Origin of the sequence: Malaciobacter marinus (assembly GCF_003544855.1) — a bacterium.
GTDB classification, from domain to species: domain Bacteria; phylum Campylobacterota; class Campylobacteria; order Campylobacterales; family Arcobacteraceae; genus Malaciobacter; species Malaciobacter marinus.
Map to the genome: position 1 here is coordinate 1,330,225 of NZ_CP032101.1, position 18,353 is coordinate 1,348,577.

The following is an 18,353-nucleotide window of genomic DNA, read 5'->3' on the forward strand; positions in this document are numbered from 1 at the left end:
ACTTCTTATTTTTAGGATAAGAAGAATTTTAATCAAGAATAGTTACATTTTAACTACAATATTATATTTGTATTATTATTTGTGTGAGTTTATGTAGAAAAAAGCAGAGATTTCTCTGCTTTTTTATTTATTTATTTTGAGTTTGTCCAGCTATTATAAATCTTAATGCATTTAATTTAATAAAGCCTTCTGCATCTTTTTGATTATAAACTTCATCTTCTTCAAATGTAGAGTGAGCTTCTGAGAATAGTGATTTTTCTGATTCTCTTCCAACTACTACAACATTTCCTTTATAAAGTTTTAGTTTTACTGTTCCTTCTACTTTTTTCTGTGTTTCATCAATTGATGCTTGAAGCATTTGTCTTTCAGGAGAGAACCAATATCCATTATAGATAAGTTTTGCATATTTTGGCATTAATTCATCTTTTAAATGTGCTGCTTCTCTATCTAAAGTAATTGATTCAATTGCTCTATGGGCTTTTAGCATAATTGTTCCACCTGGAGTTTCATAGCAACCTCTTGCTTTCATACCAACATATCTATTCTCTACAATATCAATTCTTCCAATACCATGTTTATTTCCATAGTCATTTAGTTTTTTTAGAAGTGTTGCAGGTGATAACTCCTCACCATTAATTGCATATGGATCTCCATTTTTGTATGAGATTGTAATATATTCAGCTTCATTTGGAGCCTCTTCTAAAGAGTTTGTCCATAACCACATATTTTCATCTGGTTGTTTTGCTGGATCTTCTAAAACTAATCCCTCATATGAAATATGTAAAAGATTCGCATCCATTGAATATGGACTTACAGCAGGATTTCCATTTTCATCAAAATGCTTTTTATCAATATTAATTCCATTTTTTTTAGCATAAGCTAAAAGTTTTTCTCTTGAATTTAAATCCCATTCTCTCCAAGGTGCAATTACTGTAATTTCTGAATTAAGTCCTAAATAACCAAGCTCAAATCTTACTTGATCATTTCCTTTTCCAGTTGCACCATGAGAAACAGCATCTGCACCCATTTTTTCTGCAATTTCAATCTGTTTTTTAGAAATCAAAGGTCTTGCAATAGATGTTCCTAATAGGTATTCACCCTCATATATTGCATTTGCTCTAAACATTGGAAATACATAATCTTTTACAAACTCTTCTTTTATATCTAAAATAAAAATATTTTCTGGTTTAATTCCCATATCTAAAGCTTTTTGTCTTGCAGGTTCTACTTCTTCTCCTTGACCTAAGTCAGCAGTAAAAGTAATAACTTCTGCATTGTATTCATCTTGAAGCCACTTTAAAATGATTGACGTGTCTAAACCTCCACTGTAAGCTAAAACAACTTTTTTTACTTCTTTTTTATTCATAACGTCTCCATAAAATATAAATGTTAATTTGGATATATTTTATCTAAAATTAGCTATAATCCCTATTATGAGATGTGATAAATTTTTAAATGCAGTAAATATAACAAAAAGAAGAGCAGTTGCCGAAGATATGCTAGCTTGTAAGGTAGTATATATAAATGATGTAGCTGCTAAAAAAGCCAAAGAAGTAAAAGTTGGAGATATTATAGAAATAAAATATCTTGAAAGAAGTGATAAATTTAAGGTCTTACAAATTCCTACTACAAAATCAACTCCAAAATCTAAAATGGATGAATACGTAGAAAAACTAAGTGATGAAGGATAGCAATGTTTAATGTAGCAAAATTGAAGTTTGATGATATATTTGAAAATAGGTTGCTTGAAGATGAAGTACGTGATTATTTAATAGAACTTTATGAAAGAGGGGAAACAGTTGAAGAAATAGCAGGTGCAGTAAGTGCTATGAGAGATCACTTGATTGCTTTACCTGCAAATAAAGCTTTGCGCGAAAAAGCTATTGATATAGTTGGAACAGGTGGAGATAAAAGTTTTAGTTTTAATATTTCAAGTACGACATCAATTCTTTTATGTGCAAGCGGTTCTTATGTAGCAAAACATGGTAATAGAAGTGTTACAAGTAAATCAGGAAGTTCAGATATGCTAGAGGCTTTAGGGTTTAACTTAGATTTGAGTTTAGAAGATAGTGCAAAGATGTTTGAAGATACAGGTTTTGTTTTTATGCATGCAGCAAATCATCACCCAGCTATGAAATATGTTACACCAATTAGAAAATCAATTAATCATAGAACAATTTTTAATTTAATAGGTCCTTTATCTAATCCTGCTTTTGTAAAAAAACAATTACTTGGTGTGTTTCCTAAAGAGTTAATTGGGAAAATTACAGAGGCTTTAAACATATTAGAAACACAAAAAGCAATGGTAGTTAGCTCAAATGATGGAATGGATGAAATATCAATTTCTGATATAAGTTTTGCAAATTTACTTGAAAATAAAAAAATTAGTGAATTTATAATTGATCCTCAAGAATTAGGTTTTAATCTTGCACCAAAAGAATCGATTGTTGGAGGAGATGCAAAGGAAAATGCAGTTATTACAAAAGGTATTTTATCAAATGAAATAAAAGATTCAAGACTTGATATTGTTTTATTAAATTCAGCCGCAGCTTTAATTATAGATGATAAAGCAAGAGATATGAAAGAAGGAATTGAAATAGCAAGAAGTACTATTGAAAGTGGTAAAGCAAAAGAAAAATTAGAGCAATTAATTAAAGTATCAAATGCTTTAGCATAAGGGAAAAACTTGCAAGAAAAACTAGATTTAAATTTAGAACAATTAGAAAAAATAGTAGAACTAGTAGATAAATATATTAAACAAAAGGGTGATTGTGTTATTTTATTGCAAGGTGATTTAGCTAGTGGAAAAACAACATTAGTAAAAAACTATGTAAAAAGTAAATCAATTGAAGATGTGGTTACTTCTCCCACATTTTCTATTCAAACTATTTACTCAAATAATATTTATCACTATGATGTATATAATAAAGGTTTAGAAGAGTTTATATCTTTGGGACTTTTAGAGGAGTTTGAAAAAGAAGGAATTCATTTTGTAGAGTGGGGCGATGAAAGACTTGAAGAGTTACTTCATTCATATGGTTTTAATGTAATTACCATAAAAATAGAGAAAAAAGAGAATAAAAGGCAATATACAATAAATGCATAAACTACAAATAAAAGATATAACAAAAAAAATAAAAAAAACACAAATATTACATGGTATTTCATTAGATATTAAAAGTGGTGAGATAGTAGGTTTATTAGGACCAAATGGTGCAGGAAAAACTACAACTTTTTATACTGTATGTGGTCTTGTTAAACCAACAAGTGGAGAAGTTTTTTTTGATGGGATGAATATTACAAATCTTCCTTTACATGAAAGAGCTTTAAAAGGAATAGGTTATTTACCTCAAGAATCTTCTATTTTTAAAGATTTAAGTGTAGAAGATAATCTTTTTTTAGCCGCTGAAGTTGTAACAAGTGATAAAAGTGAACAACATAAAAGAGTTGAAGAACTACTTGAAGTTTTTAATATTGAACCAATTAGAAAAAGAAAAGGTATCTCTTTATCAGGGGGAGAAAGAAGAAGAACTGAAATTGCAAGAGCACTTGTTTCTAAACCAAAATTTTTGCTTTTAGATGAACCTTTTGCTGGAGTTGATCCAATTGCTGTTAAAGATATTCAAGAGATTATTCATCAACTTACATTAATAGGAATTGGAGTTTTAATAACTGATCACAATGTAAGAGAGACATTACATATCTGTCATAGAGCATATGTAATGAAAAGTGGTAGTTTATTAGCTTCTGGTAAAAGTGAAGATATAAAAAGTGATGGAAGTGTTAGACAACACTACTTAGGAGAAGATTTTAACTTCTAAGTAGTGTAAGAAACAACTCTATTTCTTCCTTCTTTTTTTGCTTTATACAATGCAATATCTGCTTTTTTTATAAACTCTTCTTCAATATCACCTTCAAAAAGTGTAGTTACTCCAAAACTAGCTGTTATCTGTTTTGGGATTTTTTTTGATTTAAACTCTTGTATTGCAATTCTTATCTTTTCAGCTACTTTCATAGCCCCATCAATATTTGTTTCAGGAAGTAAAACTAAAAATTCTTCTCCTCCCCACCTAACAACAGTATCATGCTCTCTTACACTTCTTGTTACAACTTCAGCTATAAATTTTAAGACTTCATCTCCCATATTATGGCCAAATTCATCATTGAATTTTTTAAAATTATCTATATCAAAAAGAATTAAAGATAAATCATTTTGATATCTTTTATCTCTTCTTATCTCTTTCCCAAAAATTTCATGAAACTTTTGTCTATTAAAAAGTCCTGTTAGCAAATCATGACTTGCTTGATACTCTAAAAGATTTGATTTCTCTTTTAGTTCTGTAATATCAGTTAATGAAATAACAAAGTGTTGTCCTTGTTCATAATCATCAATATTAACAGTAAATACTCTATCTTTACCATCTTTATTAGTTATTTTTACTACTCTATCAACTTCATTTAAATTTTGTAAATACTCAATCCAATTTTTATCACTATTTTTTAAAGTTTCAAGACTAAAAAAACCTCTTTCATTCTTAAATAATTTTGATACACATGATACATTATTTAGAAATTCCTCTAATGAATTAGTTCCAAAAAATTCTAAAAATTTCTTATTTACATTTGTAATTATATTTGAACTATTAACAAATATTATATTATCTTGAGCATCCAAAATTGATTTTATTTTTTGTATTCCTTCTTCAACTTTTTCTTCCAAAGATAAGTTTACTTCTTCTAATTGTTTTCTTAAAAAGACTGGTTCAACAGCTTTTATCATACTTTCTATTAATTGATATAAGTCTATAGGTTTCATAGCATATGCACTAACACCCACATCAATTGCTTTTTTCAAAAAGTTTGGATCATTATGTGCACTTGTAATAACAATTGGTATTGCTGGATTTATTTGTTTTATTTGTGCACACATTTCTAAGCCACCCATTTTAGGCATATTTATATCTGTAACAATTAAATCAACATCTAGATGTTCATTGAATTTTTCTAATCCTTCTTTCCCATCAGCTGCAATTATTATCTCTTTTACTATTGCTTTAATTGTTTTTCCCGTAAATTCTCTTACATCATTTTCATCTTCAACATATAAAACTTTTATATTTTTTAATATTTCTTTATTCATCCCTAGCCTTAGTTGAGTTATTTATTTCTGGATTTTCTTTTGGAGGAGAAAAATAGTAACCTTGAGAGTAGTCTGCTCCTAAATCTTTTACTGTATTAAAAATATCTTCATTTTCAACATACTCTGCAATAGTTTTTAATCCTAGATTTTTTGCAAACTCTATTATTGTTTTTGTTATTTTGTAAGAGTTTTTATCAATTACTACATTTTTAATAATAGAAGCATCAATTTTTAAATAATCAACATTCATCTTTAAAATATGCTCAAAGTTTGAATACCCAGATCCAAAATCATCAATAGCAACTTTACACCCTAAGCTTTTAATTTCATCAATAAAATTTATTAATATATTGTAATTTTTTACACTTTCATCTTCTAAAATTTCAAAAACAACTTTATCTTTTATATTATATTTTTTCATTTTTTTTCTTACAAAATTTAAAAAATCTGGATCTTCGATATCTTCATATGATATATTAATAGAGAATTCATAATCTAATTTATCAAATTTTTTAAAAGCTTTTTCAATAACTATTTTTGTTATTTTAGTATATTGATTTGATTTTTTTGAAACTTCTAAAAAGAAAAAAGGAGATATTACTTTATCTTCATCAATCATTCTTACTAAACACTCATACTTGTCTATTTCTAGAGTTTTATTATTGATTAATGGTTGATAATAAACAATAATTTGGTCTTTACTTAAAGCATTTTTTAATTTTTTTGTCCATTTCATATTGTTTTCATACTCTTGTAAATTATCTAATTTATCATAAAATACTAAGTAGTCTTTATTGTCTTTTTTTGCTGCTTGAAGTGCCAAATCTGCTGTAATTAACTTATTGTTTTTTGTAGAAAATGATATACCAGCTTTAACCCGAGTATCGATTTCATATTGTTCATAAGTAAATACTTCTTTATAGATTTTAGTAATAATAGTTTTAATTACAGTTAAGAAGTCATTCTTTTCTACTTCTTCTGCTATTACGCAATAAGTATCAGATGGAAACTTATAAAGCTTAATACCATTATGGTTTTTTATTATATTCTCCATAATATTAGCAACTTGAATTAAAACCCAGTCACCAACTTTATTTCCAAAAAAATCATTTATTTCTTTAAAAGAGTTTATATCAATAATTGCTAAAGAGTTAATATTGATTTTTTCATGTTGTAGTTGATCAATTAGTTTTGCTCTATTTGGTTTTTTTGTAAGATTGTCTGTATATAAAAGATTAATGAGCTCTTGTTTATACTCGATTTCATGAGTAATGTCATCTAAAAAAATAAGATGGTTTTTATTTTGTTTTAGATAATTAGATTGAATCTTATAAATATATTTTTTATCTTCTATATTTATTAATACTTTTAAATCATCTTCTTTTTTTAAGTATTTTAGCCAATCAATATTTTTTTCACCAAATAAATAACCTTCTTTTTTTTCAAATACATCAGAGACTTGTTTGTATTTTTTATTTAATTCACTTAATTTTTTTAACTTCAAGACTTTTAAAAAGTTTTTATTTGCAAAAAGAAATTTTTTACCATCTGTTAAAAATATAGGTGTTGCAATATTATTTAATATAGTAGAAGAAACTTCTTTTTGTTTTAGAAGTTCTTTTTCTTTTTCTCTAATTTTTACATAATGATTTATTTTAAATACTAGTTTATTAAAAAATAGTGGTTTGTAAATAAAGTCAAAAACATCAATACTATAAGCTAAATCAAGATTTTGAGTATTATCTATGATAAATATAACATCTATATCATTACTTAAACACTCTTTTGCAATTTTTATAGAGTTTTGTATATTTATATCAATAATTAATAAATTTAATTCAAGTTTTTTAGATAAAATCTCTTTTTCATTAGCAGTAAAATGCATATTTATATTTGAGAGTTCATTTATAGTTTTTTCTTTTAGTTGTATATTTTGTATTATTTCACTATCTGCAATTAGAACATCAAAGTGCATTAAGTACCTTATATTTAAATTATTATATATTATTATATGAAAATAGTCTTTAAAGTTATATTATCTATATTTTATGCAAGTTTACTTATTTATTTTAGGTAAATTTAAATCAAAAAATAAGCCATTTTAGACTTATTTTTTGAAGATTTTAAGAGCATTTTCTAAATCCTCTTGAGTATCAATTCCAAATGATTTAGAGTTTACTTCAACCATCGCAATTGAATATCCATTATCAATGGCTCTTAATTGTTCTAGCTTTTCTATTTTTTCTAATTTTGAAGGTTTTAAAGAACAAAAATCATTTAAGCTTTTTTTTGTAAATCCATAAATCCCTAAATGTCCGCTGTAACTAGAGTTTTCATAGTGATCTCTGTGATATGGAACTTTTGCTCTTGAAAAATATATAGCATTACTATTTTCATCAAGTATAACTTTTACATGATTAGGATCATCAGCTAAATCTGATGTTATCTTTTTATAACAACTAACAATCATTGTATTTTCATTATTCTTTTTTACTTCTTTTACTCTATTTATTACAGATTTAACTACTTCAGGCTCTATAAAAGGTTCATCTGCTTGTACATTTATGATGATTTCATCATCTGGTAAATCAAGTTTATTTACAGCTTCATTTATTCTATCTGTTCCACTTTGATGAACGTTTGATGTAAGTACAGCTTCATATCCATGTATTTTTGCTAAATCTAAAACTTCTAAGGAGTCCGTTGCAATTACTACTTTATCTAGTGCACTAACTTGCATAGCTGTTTTTATTACCATTGGTAAACCTAATATATCCACTAATATTTTATTTTCAAATCTACTTGAATTTAATCTTGCTGGAATAACTATCATTTTTCTTCCTTTAAATTGGCAGTGCTATTTTAAATGTAGCACCACTATTATGGTTTGTTACACTAATTTCACCCATTAAATGCATTTCTGTGATTATTTTACATGTATATAATCCTAATCCTACACCATGTTTTGAGTTTTTTGTTGAGAAATAAGGTTCAAAAATTTTATCAATTATATCTTCATCAATTCCACCTGCATTATCACTTATCTCAAAGAATATTGTATTATTTAAACAATAACAAGTTAGTTTTATTACACCATTTTTAATTTTTTTTCTAAATATTGCTTCTTTTGCATTTACTAAAATATTTACTAAAATAGTTGTAAGTTCACTTTTATAACTATTAAAAGCAGGGATATCAGTTACATCTTTTATAAAATCTATATCTTTTGACTCTGGATCTTTTTTGAAAATCTCTACAGCTTTTAAAATAACATCTTTTGCTATAACTTTCTCTTTCTCACTTTTTAATTGTACAAAACTTTGAAACTCTTCAATAGTATCTGATAACTTTTGTGCATCATCTTTTATCTCTTTTAAGCTTTGTGAAAACACCTCTTTATTTGAATCAAGTCCCATTGTTAAATCAAGTTCAAGTTTTTGAGCTCTAATTGATATTATATTTAAAGGTTGTCTCCATTCATGGGAAAGCATTTGCAAAGTTTCTGTCATTATTGCTAGTTTTGATTGTTGAACTAATAAGTTGTCTTTTTGAAGCACTTCTTGTTGCAAAGACTTTGTTTCTACATTAAGATTAATCTCATTTGTAATATCAAACATAAGTGAAGTATAACCTGTGATATCACCATATTTATTATAAGTAGGCTTTACTTTTGTATCAATCCAAAAAATTATTCCATTTTTTCTTTTAGCTTTGATTTTCCCATTCCACTCTTTTGCATTTTTGATATGATTTAAAATCTCACTAAAGACCTTGTCATCTTCGTCAACTGATTTTATAATAGTATGGTGCTTATTTAATAGTTCATTCTCTTCATAACCACTAAGAGTACGAAAAGCTTGACTAGTTTGGGTTATAAGTCCATCTATATTTACATGAGTTGAAGCCACATAACTATCTAAAATTTGATCATCAGAAATCTCTTTTGTTATATCTTTTGTATTAATTACAAAAAGTTTTTTATTTAGCATAGTTGATAATGTTATTCTTAAGTAAACTTTTTGATTATCTTTTCTAATACAAACAATATTTATATCTGATTCATATCTATTTTTTAAATTTTTTTTCATTAATTCAATAAATGATTTTTTATAATCTTCTTGTATAAATGATATAAAATTTTTGTTTTTTAATTCTTCTTTTGAAAAACCCAAAATAGGAACGAATGCATTATTGTAATATATAAACTTCCCAGTAAAATCAATAATTCCTATTCCATCCCAAGAATTATTTATTATCTCTTTTAGTTCATCATTACTTCTTTTGAGTTTAGTAAGAGTGTACTCTTCTGACATATAAAACCTTATTTTTAGTATTGATATTATATTATAAAAACTTTAAAAATTTATAAGTAGGTAATATGAAGAAAACAATAACAGTTATAGATACATTCGGATTTTTATTTAGAAGTTATTATGCACTTCCTCCTTTAAAATCAAAAGAGGGATTTCCAACTGGCTTATTAACAGGTTTTATGAATTTTATTTCAAATATTGGAAAAGATTTTCAAACTGATTATTTAGTATTTGCATTAGATTCTAAAGGCGATACTTTTAGAAATGAAATTTATAGTCAATATAAAGCACATAGACCAGATGTGCCAGAAGATCTTTTAACACAACTACCTGTTGCAATTGATTGGATAGAGAAAATGGGCTTTCAAACAGCTTCAAGAGTTGGATTTGAAGCAGATGATATTATAGCTTCAATAGCCCATGATGCAAAAAGAAAAGATTTAGAAGTAAGAATAGTAAGTCATGATAAAGATTTATATCAATTAATTGATGATGATACAATTTATTTATTCGATCCAATAAAAAAAGTAATAATCAATGAAGATAAATGTACAGAAAAATATGGAGTAACACCTAAACAATTCACTGATTATCAAGCACTTTTAGGTGATAGTGCAGATAATGTACCTGGAGTTAAAGGTGTGGGAGCAAAAACTGCACAAGCATTAATTAGCCAGTTTAGTACAATAGAAAATATTTATGAAAATTTAGAAAGTATAGAAAAACCAAGATGGAAAAATCTTTTAGAAGCAAGTAAAGAGATGGCATTTATTTCAAAAGAGTTAGTTACTTTAAAAGTAGATTGTCATGTACTTGATGAAATAGATAAATTTACTCTTCCAAAAGAAAACCCAATTTTAAAAATTGCAGATACCTTGCTTGAATATGATTTAAACAGAATTATTGAAAGAGTTAATAAAGATGGCTTAAACTATAAAACAAAAATTCCTAAAAAAGAAGAAGTTTTTTTATTTGATTCTATTTTACTTGATACTAAAGACAAATTATTTGATGTTTTAAACTCAATTGATAAAAATTGTATAGTTGCTTTTGATACTGAAACAACGAGTTTAGATACAAAAGATGCAAAAATAGTAGGCTTCTCTTTTAGTTTTGAAGAAAACAAAGGATATTATGTTCCAATAGGGCATTTTTATCTAGGAGTTCCTGATCAAATAGGCTTAGATGATGCAAAAAAGGCATTAGAAAAACTAAATGAATTTAAACTTGTAGCACAAAACTTTAAATATGATTATGAAATAATAAAAACAAACTTTAATTTAGAAATGAATTTGTATGCTGATACGATGATAATGTCTTGGCTTTTAAATCCAAGTTCAAAATTAGGACTTGATGCTAAAGCAAAAGAGTATTTTGACCATACAATGTTAGCTTTTAAAGAGCTTGTTAAAAAAGGAGAAAACTTTTCTAGTGTTGAAGTTGAAAAAGCTTGTTTATATGCTAGTGAAGATGCTGTTATTACTTTAAAATTATTTTATAAGTTAAAAGAAGAATTTAAAGCTTCAAATTTAGAATATCTATTTGAACTAGGGCAGACTTTAGAGTTTGAATTTACTAAAGTATTAGCATACATGCAAGAAAATGGTATAAAAATTGATATTAAAATACTTGAAGAGTTAAAAGAAAAAAGTTTAAAACATCTAGGTGAACTAACTAATAATATTTATGAGTTAGCAGGTAGTGAATTTAATATAAACTCTCCAAAGCAATTAGGAGAAGTACTATTTGATAAATTAGGTTTAACTGCTTCAAAAAAGACTAAAAGTGGATATAGTACGAATGAAATGGTTTTACAAAAACTTCATGATGAACATAAAATAATTCCTTTACTTTTAGATTATAGAGAATCTCATAAGTTGCAGTCAACATATATTGAGCCACTATTAAAGCTTGCAAAACAAAGAGATAATAATAGAGTTTATACTTCATTTTTACAAACTGGAACGGCAACAGGAAGATTAAGTAGTAAAAATCCTAATTTACAAAATATTCCAGTAAAAAGTGAAGCTGGAGCATTAATAAGAAGTGCATTCATACCAAAAGAAGGTTATTCTCTTGTAGGAATAGATTATTCTCAAATTGAATTACGATTACTAGCACATTTTAGTGAAGATGAAGCTTTACTAGAAGCTTTTAATAGTAATTTAGATATTCATAAACAAACTGCAATAAAGATTTTTGGAGAAGAAGAAGCAAGTTCAAAAAGATCAATAGCTAAATCTATAAACTTTGGACTTATTTATGGAATGGGTAGTAGAAAACTTGCTGATACATTAGGAATTAAAACAGCAGAAGCAAAAAGTTATATAGAGTCTTATTTTCAAGCTTTTAAAAGTGTAAAGGATTATTTAAAATCAATTGAAGATACGATTTTAGAAACTGAATATATAGAGACATTACTTAAAAGAAGAAGAGTATTTGATTTTAATAGTGCAAATGGAATGCAAAAGGCTGCATTTTTAAGAGAGGGTGTTAACACAAAATTTCAAGGAAGTGCTGCTGATTTAATTAAACTTTCTATGCTGAAAATTTGGGAAAAGTATAAGAATAATGATGATATAAAAATGCTTCTACAAATTCATGATGAATTAATTTTTGAAATAAAAAATGATAAAATTGAAGAAATATTAGAAGATTTGGTAAACATAATGGAAAATATAGTTAAATTAAAAGTTCCATTGAAAGTGTCAAAAAATATCGGTAAAAGTTGGCAAGAGTTAAAATAATAAAGAAAAATGTAAATTTTATTTATTTATAAATAATTTTTCTTTGACAAATGTAATAAAATTTGCTATTATTTTAAATAAAAATTAATATCAAAGAGTTAAAGATGTTAAAAACTGAAAAAAATATAAGAAAATTATACAATGCAAAACTACTTATTATAAGTAATGATGACAATGTTAAAGTAACTATTGAAAATGAATTTGATGATTACTTTAAAGAATTAAAATTGGTTAATGGTTCACTAGAAGCTCTTGAATTAGCTGTTTCAAATAGTTATGATTTAGTAATAATTGATACAAATATAAAAGATTATTCATTTGATGAAATTTGTACTGAAATATCTAATAAAGCTTCAAATTTACCAAAAATTATAATTTCTGATGAAGAAAATAATGATGATATTGTTACTGCAATAAATTGTAGTGCATATACTTTTATATCAAAACCTTTAAGAGTAAAAGATGTAAAACTTGCAATTATTATGTGCTTAAATCAAACTAAAAGAGGTGACAAAATAGAGTTCCAAAATGGAATCTATTTTGATGAGTATAGAGATCAATTCTTTAAACCAGGTGGAGTACTAATAGACTTTACAAGATTAGAAAAATCATTCTTAAAATTACTTATTGAAAAAAGAGGTGAGATTACTGATTATGATACTATAAAAGATGTAGTATGGAAAGGTAAAAATATGTCTATTTATACAATGAGAAATATAGTAAATAAAATAAGACAAAAAACTTATTATGAAATAATCAGAAACCATTCTAACAAAGGTTATGTTTTAGAGGAGAATCAAAAGTAATTTTGAGTAAAATATATGGAAGAAAAAATACTTTCAAAAGAAGAACTAATTAAACTTTTCCAGGAAGAAAAAATAATTGATACTGGAAAAGGCTGGTTAATGGACAACAAAGAAGTTGAAATAATAGCTCTTCATGATGTAGATCCAAAATTCCTTCAAGATGTAACAAATGCAAAACTTTATAAATTAATTATTAAAGGAAATTGATGTCACACTGTCCATTTTGTAAGAAGAAAATTGCTATGAGTAAAGCTTTTTGCTCTAGAAATTGCAAAGAAAATTACTTTCAGCTTATTTCTATACAAGTGCCAAAACCCTTTTTAAAGAGAATCTTTGTTTTTTGTAGTCATGAAGAAAGAGAAAAAGAGATTGAAAAGTTTGCTAATAGACATGGTTGGAGACTAGACCTTCTTAAGAATAAAATTGATGAATTAGCAATAGATTATGGCTATAGAAAAGAAAATTGAAGACTCTTTGGAGTTGGAATTATTAAAAGAAAGTACTCTTTTATTTGTAGAACATAATCAAGAAATACTTAATGAAGTCTCACTATTTTTTAAAACATATTTTAAAGAGGTTTTAACATCTTCAAGTAAACAAGGTGCATTAGAACTTTATAATAAAGAAAAAACAAAAATCGATATTATTTTAACTGATTTGGATCTTCCTAATCAAGATGGTTTAGAATTCCTAACTAATATTAGAGCCATCTCTTCTGATATTCCTATTGTATTAAGTACTAAAAACTCTAATACAGAAGTTTTAGAAAAAGTGATATGTTTAAAAATATCAAATTATATATTAAAACCCATAAAGAATATAACTACTATAAAAATTTTAAATCAAATAATTGAAGAAAACTACAATAAAAAACTTATATTAGTTCAAAAAAGAGAATTAGAATTATATAAAGATATTTTAGATAAAGAAAATTTGGTTAGTGAAACAGATCCTGATGGAATAATCACTTATGCAAATGATATTTTTTGTGAAGTATCTGGTTATACAAAAGAAGAACTTTTAGGACAACCACATAATATAGTAAGACATCCTGATAATTCTTCAAAAATCTTTAAAAATCTTTGGGATACTATAAAAGCAGGAAAAGTTTGGAAAAGTAAAATAAAAAATAAAGCTAAAGATGGTAGTTCATATTATGTTAAAGCTACTATTTTCCCTATTTTAGATGAAGCTGGAAATATAAAAAAATATGTTTCAAGCAGATTTTTAGTAACACAAGATGAAGAAGAAAAACAGACTTTAAAAAGATATATTTTACAACAAAAAAGTCAAAAAGTTAAATTTGAACAAGAGTTGGAAAATAGATACAACGATATGTTAAAAGAGGCTTTAGAAGCAAAAGAGATGAGTATAACATCATTTGTAAGTGAACTACAAAGGGAGATTAAAACGCTGCGTTCTAGAATAAATGATGATAAGGGTAGAATCTTAAATTTAGAACATAAAGTTTCTGATGCAAATAAAAAAGCTGAAAAAGATCATGATGACTTCTTAGAAAAATTATCAAAAATGCGAGATACTACAAGGTTTAGCTATGAAAGATATGAAAGATTTAAAAAACTAAATGAAAGTTTAAAAGAGAAGTTAGCTAAAGCTCAAGAATCAATAAAAGTATATCAAGAATACATTGAAGAGTATAGACATAAAATTGATGATTTAAATGATGTTATTAAGTCTTACGAAGATGACAAGAAGAAAGAAGAAGAAAAAAAAGCTTCTAAGAAATAAGCTTATTTTTCTTTTTTAAAAAATATATAATCATACAAAGTAGGGCAAAAAAACCAGACTGAAGCATACCCATTGTTAGCCAGTTACTATATAAAAAACCTAATTGTATATCTGGTTGTCTGAATACTTCTGCAATTATTCTTGCAAGTGAGTATAAAATCCCATAAAGCAAGGCTAATTGTCCGTCAAATGATTTATATTTTCTAACACTTACTAATATTATAAAAATTACAATACCCTCTAAAATTGCTTCATATAGTTGTGAAGGATGTCTTAATATCCCATCAACATAAATCGCCCAAGGAACATCAGTAGTTCTTCCTACTAGTTCTTGATTAAAGAAATTTCCTATTCTTCCAAAGACATATCCTGCTGAAACTCCAAGTACTGCAATATCAGCTAAGAAGAAAAAAGATACTTTATTTTTTTTGCAAAAAAGGTATGAAGCTAAAATAAAACCAATAACTGCACCATGATAACTCATTCCTGAAATACCTGTGAATTCACCATTTATAAATGGATTAAATATTTGCCAAGGGTGAGTTAAATAGTATGTAGTATTTGGATCATAAAAAATTATATATCCTAATCTAGCCCCTAATATTACACCTATTTCAGCCCACCAAATATAAGAATCAAATATATCTTGATTTATTTGTATTTTATCATGATTTATAAACCATTTTGCAACTACTATAGCACTTAATAAAGCTAATGCATACATTATTCCATACCAATGTACAGAAATGTCACCTATGCTAAATGCAATAGGTTCAAAATTAGAATAAATATTTTGCCATTGTTCCATAAATTAATCTAGTGCCTCAGCTATTAATTCAATTGGATTCTTAAATTCAACTTCATCAACTTTTCCTAAATGTAAAGCATTTGTAAGTTGCATTCTACATGCAGAACACTCTGCACTTACTATTTGAGCTTGTGTCTCTTTTATCATTGCAGCTTTTGGAAGGCCAGCAGCTTTTGCAAACTCATACTTTTCTGTTTGCATAGTTACCCCACCAAATCCACAGCATCTATTTGAATCGCTCATTTCTTTAAGTTGGTAATTTTTTGAAAGTAAATTTCTTGGCTCTTTCCATACTCCTTGCATCTTTTTAGCATGACAAGGATCATGATAAGTAACAAGCTTATCAAACTGTTTATTTGAATTTTGAAGTAATTCATTTAGTTTTGTATTGTTTTCAAGCCATTTTGTTGCCATATATACTTTTTTTGCAATTTTTTTTGCTCTTTCTTTCCATTGGGGTTGATTATGTAAATAGTGTTCCCAATCTTGGTTTATCATTGCACTACATGTAGCTTCTGGAATAACTATTGCATCAACTTCATCAATCCATGTTTCAAAATATTCAATATTTTTCTTTACAAGATAATCTACCGTATCAAAATCACCAGTAAAATAAGCAGGTGCTCCACAGCAAAGTTGTTTTTTAGGTATAAAAATATCTAAATCAAGCTTTTGCAATATTTTAACTAAAGAATCCCCCGTGTTTGTATAAGTATAGTTACTCATACATCCAATAAAGATTGCAACTCTATTCTTTTTGCCTTCTTCATCTTTTTTATTTTTTGCATAGATATTTTCTGGATATTTTTTCAAAAAACTCTTACTATCTGCAAAAGGTAAGGCTCTATCTTTTTTTACAATAGGTAGAGAGAATCTAGGAAGTGCTGATTGTTTTTTTTCATCAAGTTTTAATGCACATGTTTGAAACATCCATCCAAGTTTAGAAAGAAAGTCCATAGTTTTTCTATGTCTTAAAAGAAAGAAAAATAGTTTTTTGTACCATGTAATACCATATTTTTTTGCAATATCACTTCTTACTTGTTCTATTATCATATCTGTTGGAAGATCATTTGGACAAACCTCAACACAGTTAGTACATAAAAAACAACTTTCAAATATATCTTTTGCAGTTTTATCTAGTTCTAACTCATCTCTTTTGTAAGCACCTAATAAATCAATAAAACCTCTAGGGCTAGTAGTTTCATCTTGGTTGATATTAAAAATTGTACATACAGGTTTACATTTACCACATTTTACGCAATCATCACTTATTGTTGTATAATCAAATTTATTCACTTTTTATAAACCTTTTATTTTAAAAAATTATTATTATATAAAAGAGATTAATATACTAAAAAAAATGTTAATATTTGATGAATTAAGGATTAAGTATAACTTTGAAATTTAGATTTCTAAGACTATTAAATAGTCTTAGAAAATCTTCTTTTGTTTTCAGGTATTTTTTTAAGGTATGCATCAAATGGCATACAAATATTTCTAATAAGCATTGTTCCTGTAGGAGATACTTGAATCTTCTCATCATTTATAGATAGAAGTTCTGCTTGAATAAACTCTTCAAGTTGAGGAAGGTCATTTTTAAAATACTCTTTAAAGTCAATATTGAATTTTTTTTCAACTCTTGGAATATTTAAAGAGAAATTACTCATTATTTCCATAATTACAAACTGTCTAATTTCATCATCTTTACTTAATTTATATCCTTTAAATGTAGGTAAAATTCCTTCATCCAAAGCTTGCTCATATGATTTTAAATCCTTGTAATTTTGTGCATAATAATCAACACCATTACCAATAGATGTAAGACCAATTCCTATTAAATCAGCTCCACCTTTAGTTGTATAGCCTTGGAAATTTCTATGTAATTCACCTTTTTGTATTGCTTTAAAAAGTTCATCTTCTGGTTTTGCAAAGTGATCCATTCCTACCATTTTGTATCCATTATTTGTAAAAAAGTCAATTGTATCTTTTAAAATAACTAACTTTTCACTTGCAGGTGCAAATGTAGATTCATCAAATTTTCTCATAGTTTTCATAAGCCAAGGAACATGAGCATAATTAAATACTGCTAATCTATCAGGATTTAATTTTATTACTTGTTCAATAGTATTATGAAATGATTTAGCAGTTTGATGTGGAAGACCATAAATTAAATCAATATTTATTGATTTAATTCCTGCATCTCTTGCTATTTTCATTACTTCTTGTGTAGTTTCATATGGTTGAATCCTATGAATTGTTTTTTGTACTTGAGGGTCAATATCTTGAACTCCAAAGCTTAACCTATTAAATCCACCATCTTTTAATATATCCATATGCTCTTTTGTAAAAAATCTTGGATCAACTTCACATGAAATTTCTGCATTATCACTAAAATTTGTAAAAGTTTGTTTTAGCATAGAGATAACTTCTCTTAATTGTTCAGGAGAGAAAAATGTAGGAGTTCCCCCTCCAAAGTGCATTTGTGTTACAACTCTTGAAGTATTTAAATGTTTTTTTAATATTTCAAGTTCTTTTTTAAGATATTGAATATATCTTACTTTTTTATCCTCTTTAGATGTAAAAATTACATTACATCCACAAAAATAACAGGCACTTCTACAAAAAGGAAGATGTATATATAAAGATAAGTTTCTATTATCATCTTGGTTTTTGTAAAACTCTATTAAATCTTTATGAGTAAACTCTTCACTGAATTCTGGTGCCGTTGGATATGAAGTATATCTTGGTCCAGGTCTTGAATACTTTTCAAATTTTTTAAAATCTATCATA

At 26.4% G+C, this 18,353-nt stretch carries 17 protein-coding genes; 9 read left to right on the forward strand and 8 right to left on the reverse strand.

Annotated elements, in window-relative coordinates:
- Positions 1 to 127: 127 nt before the first annotated feature.
- On the reverse strand, positions 128 to 1,366 hold the full coding sequence (locus AMRN_RS06560; RefSeq protein WP_099311234.1) for an argininosuccinate synthase: 1,239 nt from the start codon (positions 1,364 to 1,366) through the stop codon (positions 128 to 130).
- Between the two features lie 67 nt (positions 1,367 to 1,433).
- Here AMRN_RS06560 and AMRN_RS06565 point away from each other — a divergent pair, with 67 nt between their 5' ends.
- Genes AMRN_RS06565 through lptB form a run of 4 tightly spaced genes read left to right on the forward strand, consistent with a single transcriptional unit; the run spans position 1,434 to position 3,821 of the window.
- Positions 1,434 to 1,691, forward strand: a complete 258-nt coding sequence (locus AMRN_RS06565) for a hypothetical protein (protein WP_099311233.1) — start codon at positions 1,434 to 1,436, stop codon at positions 1,689 to 1,691.
- Positions 1,692 to 1,693: 2 nt separating this feature from the next.
- Positions 1,694 to 2,677 carry an anthranilate phosphoribosyltransferase gene (gene trpD / locus AMRN_RS06570; protein ID WP_099311232.1) on the forward strand — a complete coding sequence of 328 codons (984 nt, stop codon included), beginning with the start codon at positions 1,694 to 1,696 and terminating at the stop codon, positions 2,675 to 2,677.
- A 9-nt stretch (positions 2,678 to 2,686) separates the two neighbouring features.
- Complete coding sequence (gene tsaE / locus AMRN_RS06575) at positions 2,687 to 3,106, forward strand: tRNA (adenosine(37)-N6)-threonylcarbamoyltransferase complex ATPase subunit type 1 TsaE (protein WP_099311231.1); 420 nt, start codon at positions 2,687 to 2,689, stop codon at positions 3,104 to 3,106.
- Positions 3,099 to 3,821, forward strand: a complete 723-nt coding sequence (lptB, locus tag AMRN_RS06580) for an LPS export ABC transporter ATP-binding protein (protein ID WP_099311230.1) — start codon at positions 3,099 to 3,101, stop codon at positions 3,819 to 3,821. Before tsaE ends, lptB begins: the two co-directional genes overlap by 8 nt.
- Here lptB and AMRN_RS06585 read toward each other — a convergent pair.
- From AMRN_RS06585 to AMRN_RS06600, 4 genes are all read right to left on the reverse strand, one after another.
- Positions 3,818 to 5,140 carry a GGDEF domain-containing response regulator gene (locus AMRN_RS06585; RefSeq protein WP_099311229.1) on the reverse strand — a complete coding sequence of 441 codons (1,323 nt, stop codon included), beginning with the start codon at positions 5,138 to 5,140 and terminating at the stop codon, positions 3,818 to 3,820. The genes lptB and AMRN_RS06585 overlap by 4 nt on opposite strands.
- Entirely contained in the window at positions 5,133 to 7,115 is a 1,983-nt protein-coding gene (locus AMRN_RS06590; RefSeq protein ID WP_099345225.1) for a bifunctional diguanylate cyclase/phosphodiesterase, read from the reverse strand. The genes AMRN_RS06585 and AMRN_RS06590 overlap by 8 nt, the downstream gene beginning before the upstream one ends.
- A gap of 132 nt (positions 7,116 to 7,247) precedes the next feature.
- A complete protein-coding gene (gene kdsB, locus AMRN_RS06595) occupies positions 7,248 to 7,973 on the reverse strand; it encodes a 3-deoxy-manno-octulosonate cytidylyltransferase (RefSeq protein ID WP_099310141.1) in 726 nt (241 codons plus the stop codon).
- A 10-nt stretch (positions 7,974 to 7,983) separates the two neighbouring features.
- The gene (locus AMRN_RS06600; protein ID WP_099310142.1) at positions 7,984 to 9,453 is read right to left on the reverse strand and encodes a PAS domain-containing sensor histidine kinase; all 1,470 of its coding nucleotides are present in this window, start codon (positions 9,451 to 9,453) and stop codon (positions 7,984 to 7,986) included.
- Between the two features lie 65 nt (positions 9,454 to 9,518).
- On the opposite strand from AMRN_RS06600, the gene polA reads away from it, so the two are divergent.
- From polA to AMRN_RS06625, 5 genes are all read left to right on the forward strand, one after another.
- Entirely contained in the window at positions 9,519 to 12,200 is a 2,682-nt protein-coding gene (gene polA / locus AMRN_RS06605) for a DNA polymerase I (RefSeq protein WP_099310143.1), read from the forward strand.
- A 104-nt stretch (positions 12,201 to 12,304) separates the two neighbouring features.
- Positions 12,305 to 13,006, forward strand: coding sequence for a response regulator transcription factor (locus AMRN_RS06610; protein WP_099310144.1), 702 nt, complete (start codon positions 12,305 to 12,307; stop codon positions 13,004 to 13,006).
- 15 nt (positions 13,007 to 13,021) lie between these two features.
- Positions 13,022 to 13,213, forward strand: coding sequence for a hypothetical protein (locus AMRN_RS06615; protein WP_099310145.1), 192 nt, complete (start codon positions 13,022 to 13,024; stop codon positions 13,211 to 13,213).
- Positions 13,213 to 13,473 carry a DUF2116 family Zn-ribbon domain-containing protein gene (locus AMRN_RS06620; protein WP_099310146.1) on the forward strand — a complete coding sequence of 87 codons (261 nt, stop codon included), beginning with the start codon at positions 13,213 to 13,215 and terminating at the stop codon, positions 13,471 to 13,473. The genes AMRN_RS06615 and AMRN_RS06620 overlap by 1 nt, the downstream gene beginning before the upstream one ends.
- Entirely contained in the window at positions 13,451 to 14,755 is a 1,305-nt protein-coding gene (locus AMRN_RS06625; RefSeq protein WP_099310147.1) for a PAS domain-containing protein, read from the forward strand. The genes AMRN_RS06620 and AMRN_RS06625 overlap by 23 nt, the downstream gene beginning before the upstream one ends.
- Here the strand turns inward: AMRN_RS06625 and lgt are convergent.
- The 3 genes from lgt to hemN all read right to left on the reverse strand — a co-directional run bounded on the left by lgt (position 14,745) and on the right by hemN (position 18,352).
- Positions 14,745 to 15,563 carry a prolipoprotein diacylglyceryl transferase gene (gene lgt / locus AMRN_RS06630; RefSeq protein WP_099310148.1) on the reverse strand — a complete coding sequence of 273 codons (819 nt, stop codon included), beginning with the start codon at positions 15,561 to 15,563 and terminating at the stop codon, positions 14,745 to 14,747. The genes AMRN_RS06625 and lgt overlap by 11 nt on opposite strands.
- Positions 15,564 to 15,566: 3 nt before the next feature.
- On the reverse strand, positions 15,567 to 16,859 hold the full coding sequence (locus AMRN_RS06635) for a (Fe-S)-binding protein (RefSeq protein WP_099310149.1): 1,293 nt from the start codon (positions 16,857 to 16,859) through the stop codon (positions 15,567 to 15,569).
- Positions 16,860 to 16,984: 125 nt separating this feature from the next.
- On the reverse strand, positions 16,985 to 18,352 hold the full coding sequence (gene hemN / locus AMRN_RS06640) for an oxygen-independent coproporphyrinogen III oxidase (RefSeq protein ID WP_099310150.1): 1,368 nt from the start codon (positions 18,350 to 18,352) through the stop codon (positions 16,985 to 16,987).
- Position 18,353 lies beyond the last annotated feature (1 nt).

Coding starts and splice junctions, on each gene's coding strand:
- AMRN_RS06560 (WP_099311234.1), bottom strand. CDS start 1,366: ATGAATAAAAAAGAAGTAAAAAAAGTTGTTTTAGCTTACAGTGGAGGT.
- AMRN_RS06565 (WP_099311233.1), top strand. CDS start 1,434: ATGAGATGTGATAAATTTTTAAATGCAGTAAATATAACAAAAAGAAGA.
- trpD (WP_099311232.1), top strand. CDS start 1,694: ATGTTTAATGTAGCAAAATTGAAGTTTGATGATATATTTGAAAATAGG.
- lptB (WP_099311230.1), top strand. CDS start 3,099: ATGCATAAACTACAAATAAAAGATATAACAAAAAAAATAAAAAAAACA.
- AMRN_RS06585 (WP_099311229.1), bottom strand. CDS start 5,140: ATGAATAAAGAAATATTAAAAAATATAAAAGTTTTATATGTTGAAGAT.
- AMRN_RS06590 (WP_099345225.1), bottom strand. CDS start 7,115: ATGCACTTTGATGTTCTAATTGCAGATAGTGAAATAATACAAAATATA.
- kdsB (WP_099310141.1), bottom strand. CDS start 7,973: ATGATAGTTATTCCAGCAAGATTAAATTCAAGTAGATTTGAAAATAAA.
- AMRN_RS06600 (WP_099310142.1), bottom strand. CDS start 9,453: ATGTCAGAAGAGTACACTCTTACTAAACTCAAAAGAAGTAATGATGAA.
- polA (WP_099310143.1), top strand. CDS start 9,519: ATGAAGAAAACAATAACAGTTATAGATACATTCGGATTTTTATTTAGA.
- AMRN_RS06610 (WP_099310144.1), top strand. CDS start 12,305: ATGTTAAAAACTGAAAAAAATATAAGAAAATTATACAATGCAAAACTA.
- AMRN_RS06615 (WP_099310145.1), top strand. CDS start 13,022: ATGGAAGAAAAAATACTTTCAAAAGAAGAACTAATTAAACTTTTCCAG.
- AMRN_RS06620 (WP_099310146.1), top strand. CDS start 13,213: ATGTCACACTGTCCATTTTGTAAGAAGAAAATTGCTATGAGTAAAGCT.
- AMRN_RS06625 (WP_099310147.1), top strand. CDS start 13,451: ATGGCTATAGAAAAGAAAATTGAAGACTCTTTGGAGTTGGAATTATTA.
- lgt (WP_099310148.1), bottom strand. CDS start 15,563: ATGGAACAATGGCAAAATATTTATTCTAATTTTGAACCTATTGCATTT.
- hemN (WP_099310150.1), bottom strand. CDS start 18,352: ATGATAGATTTTAAAAAATTTGAAAAGTATTCAAGACCTGGACCAAGA.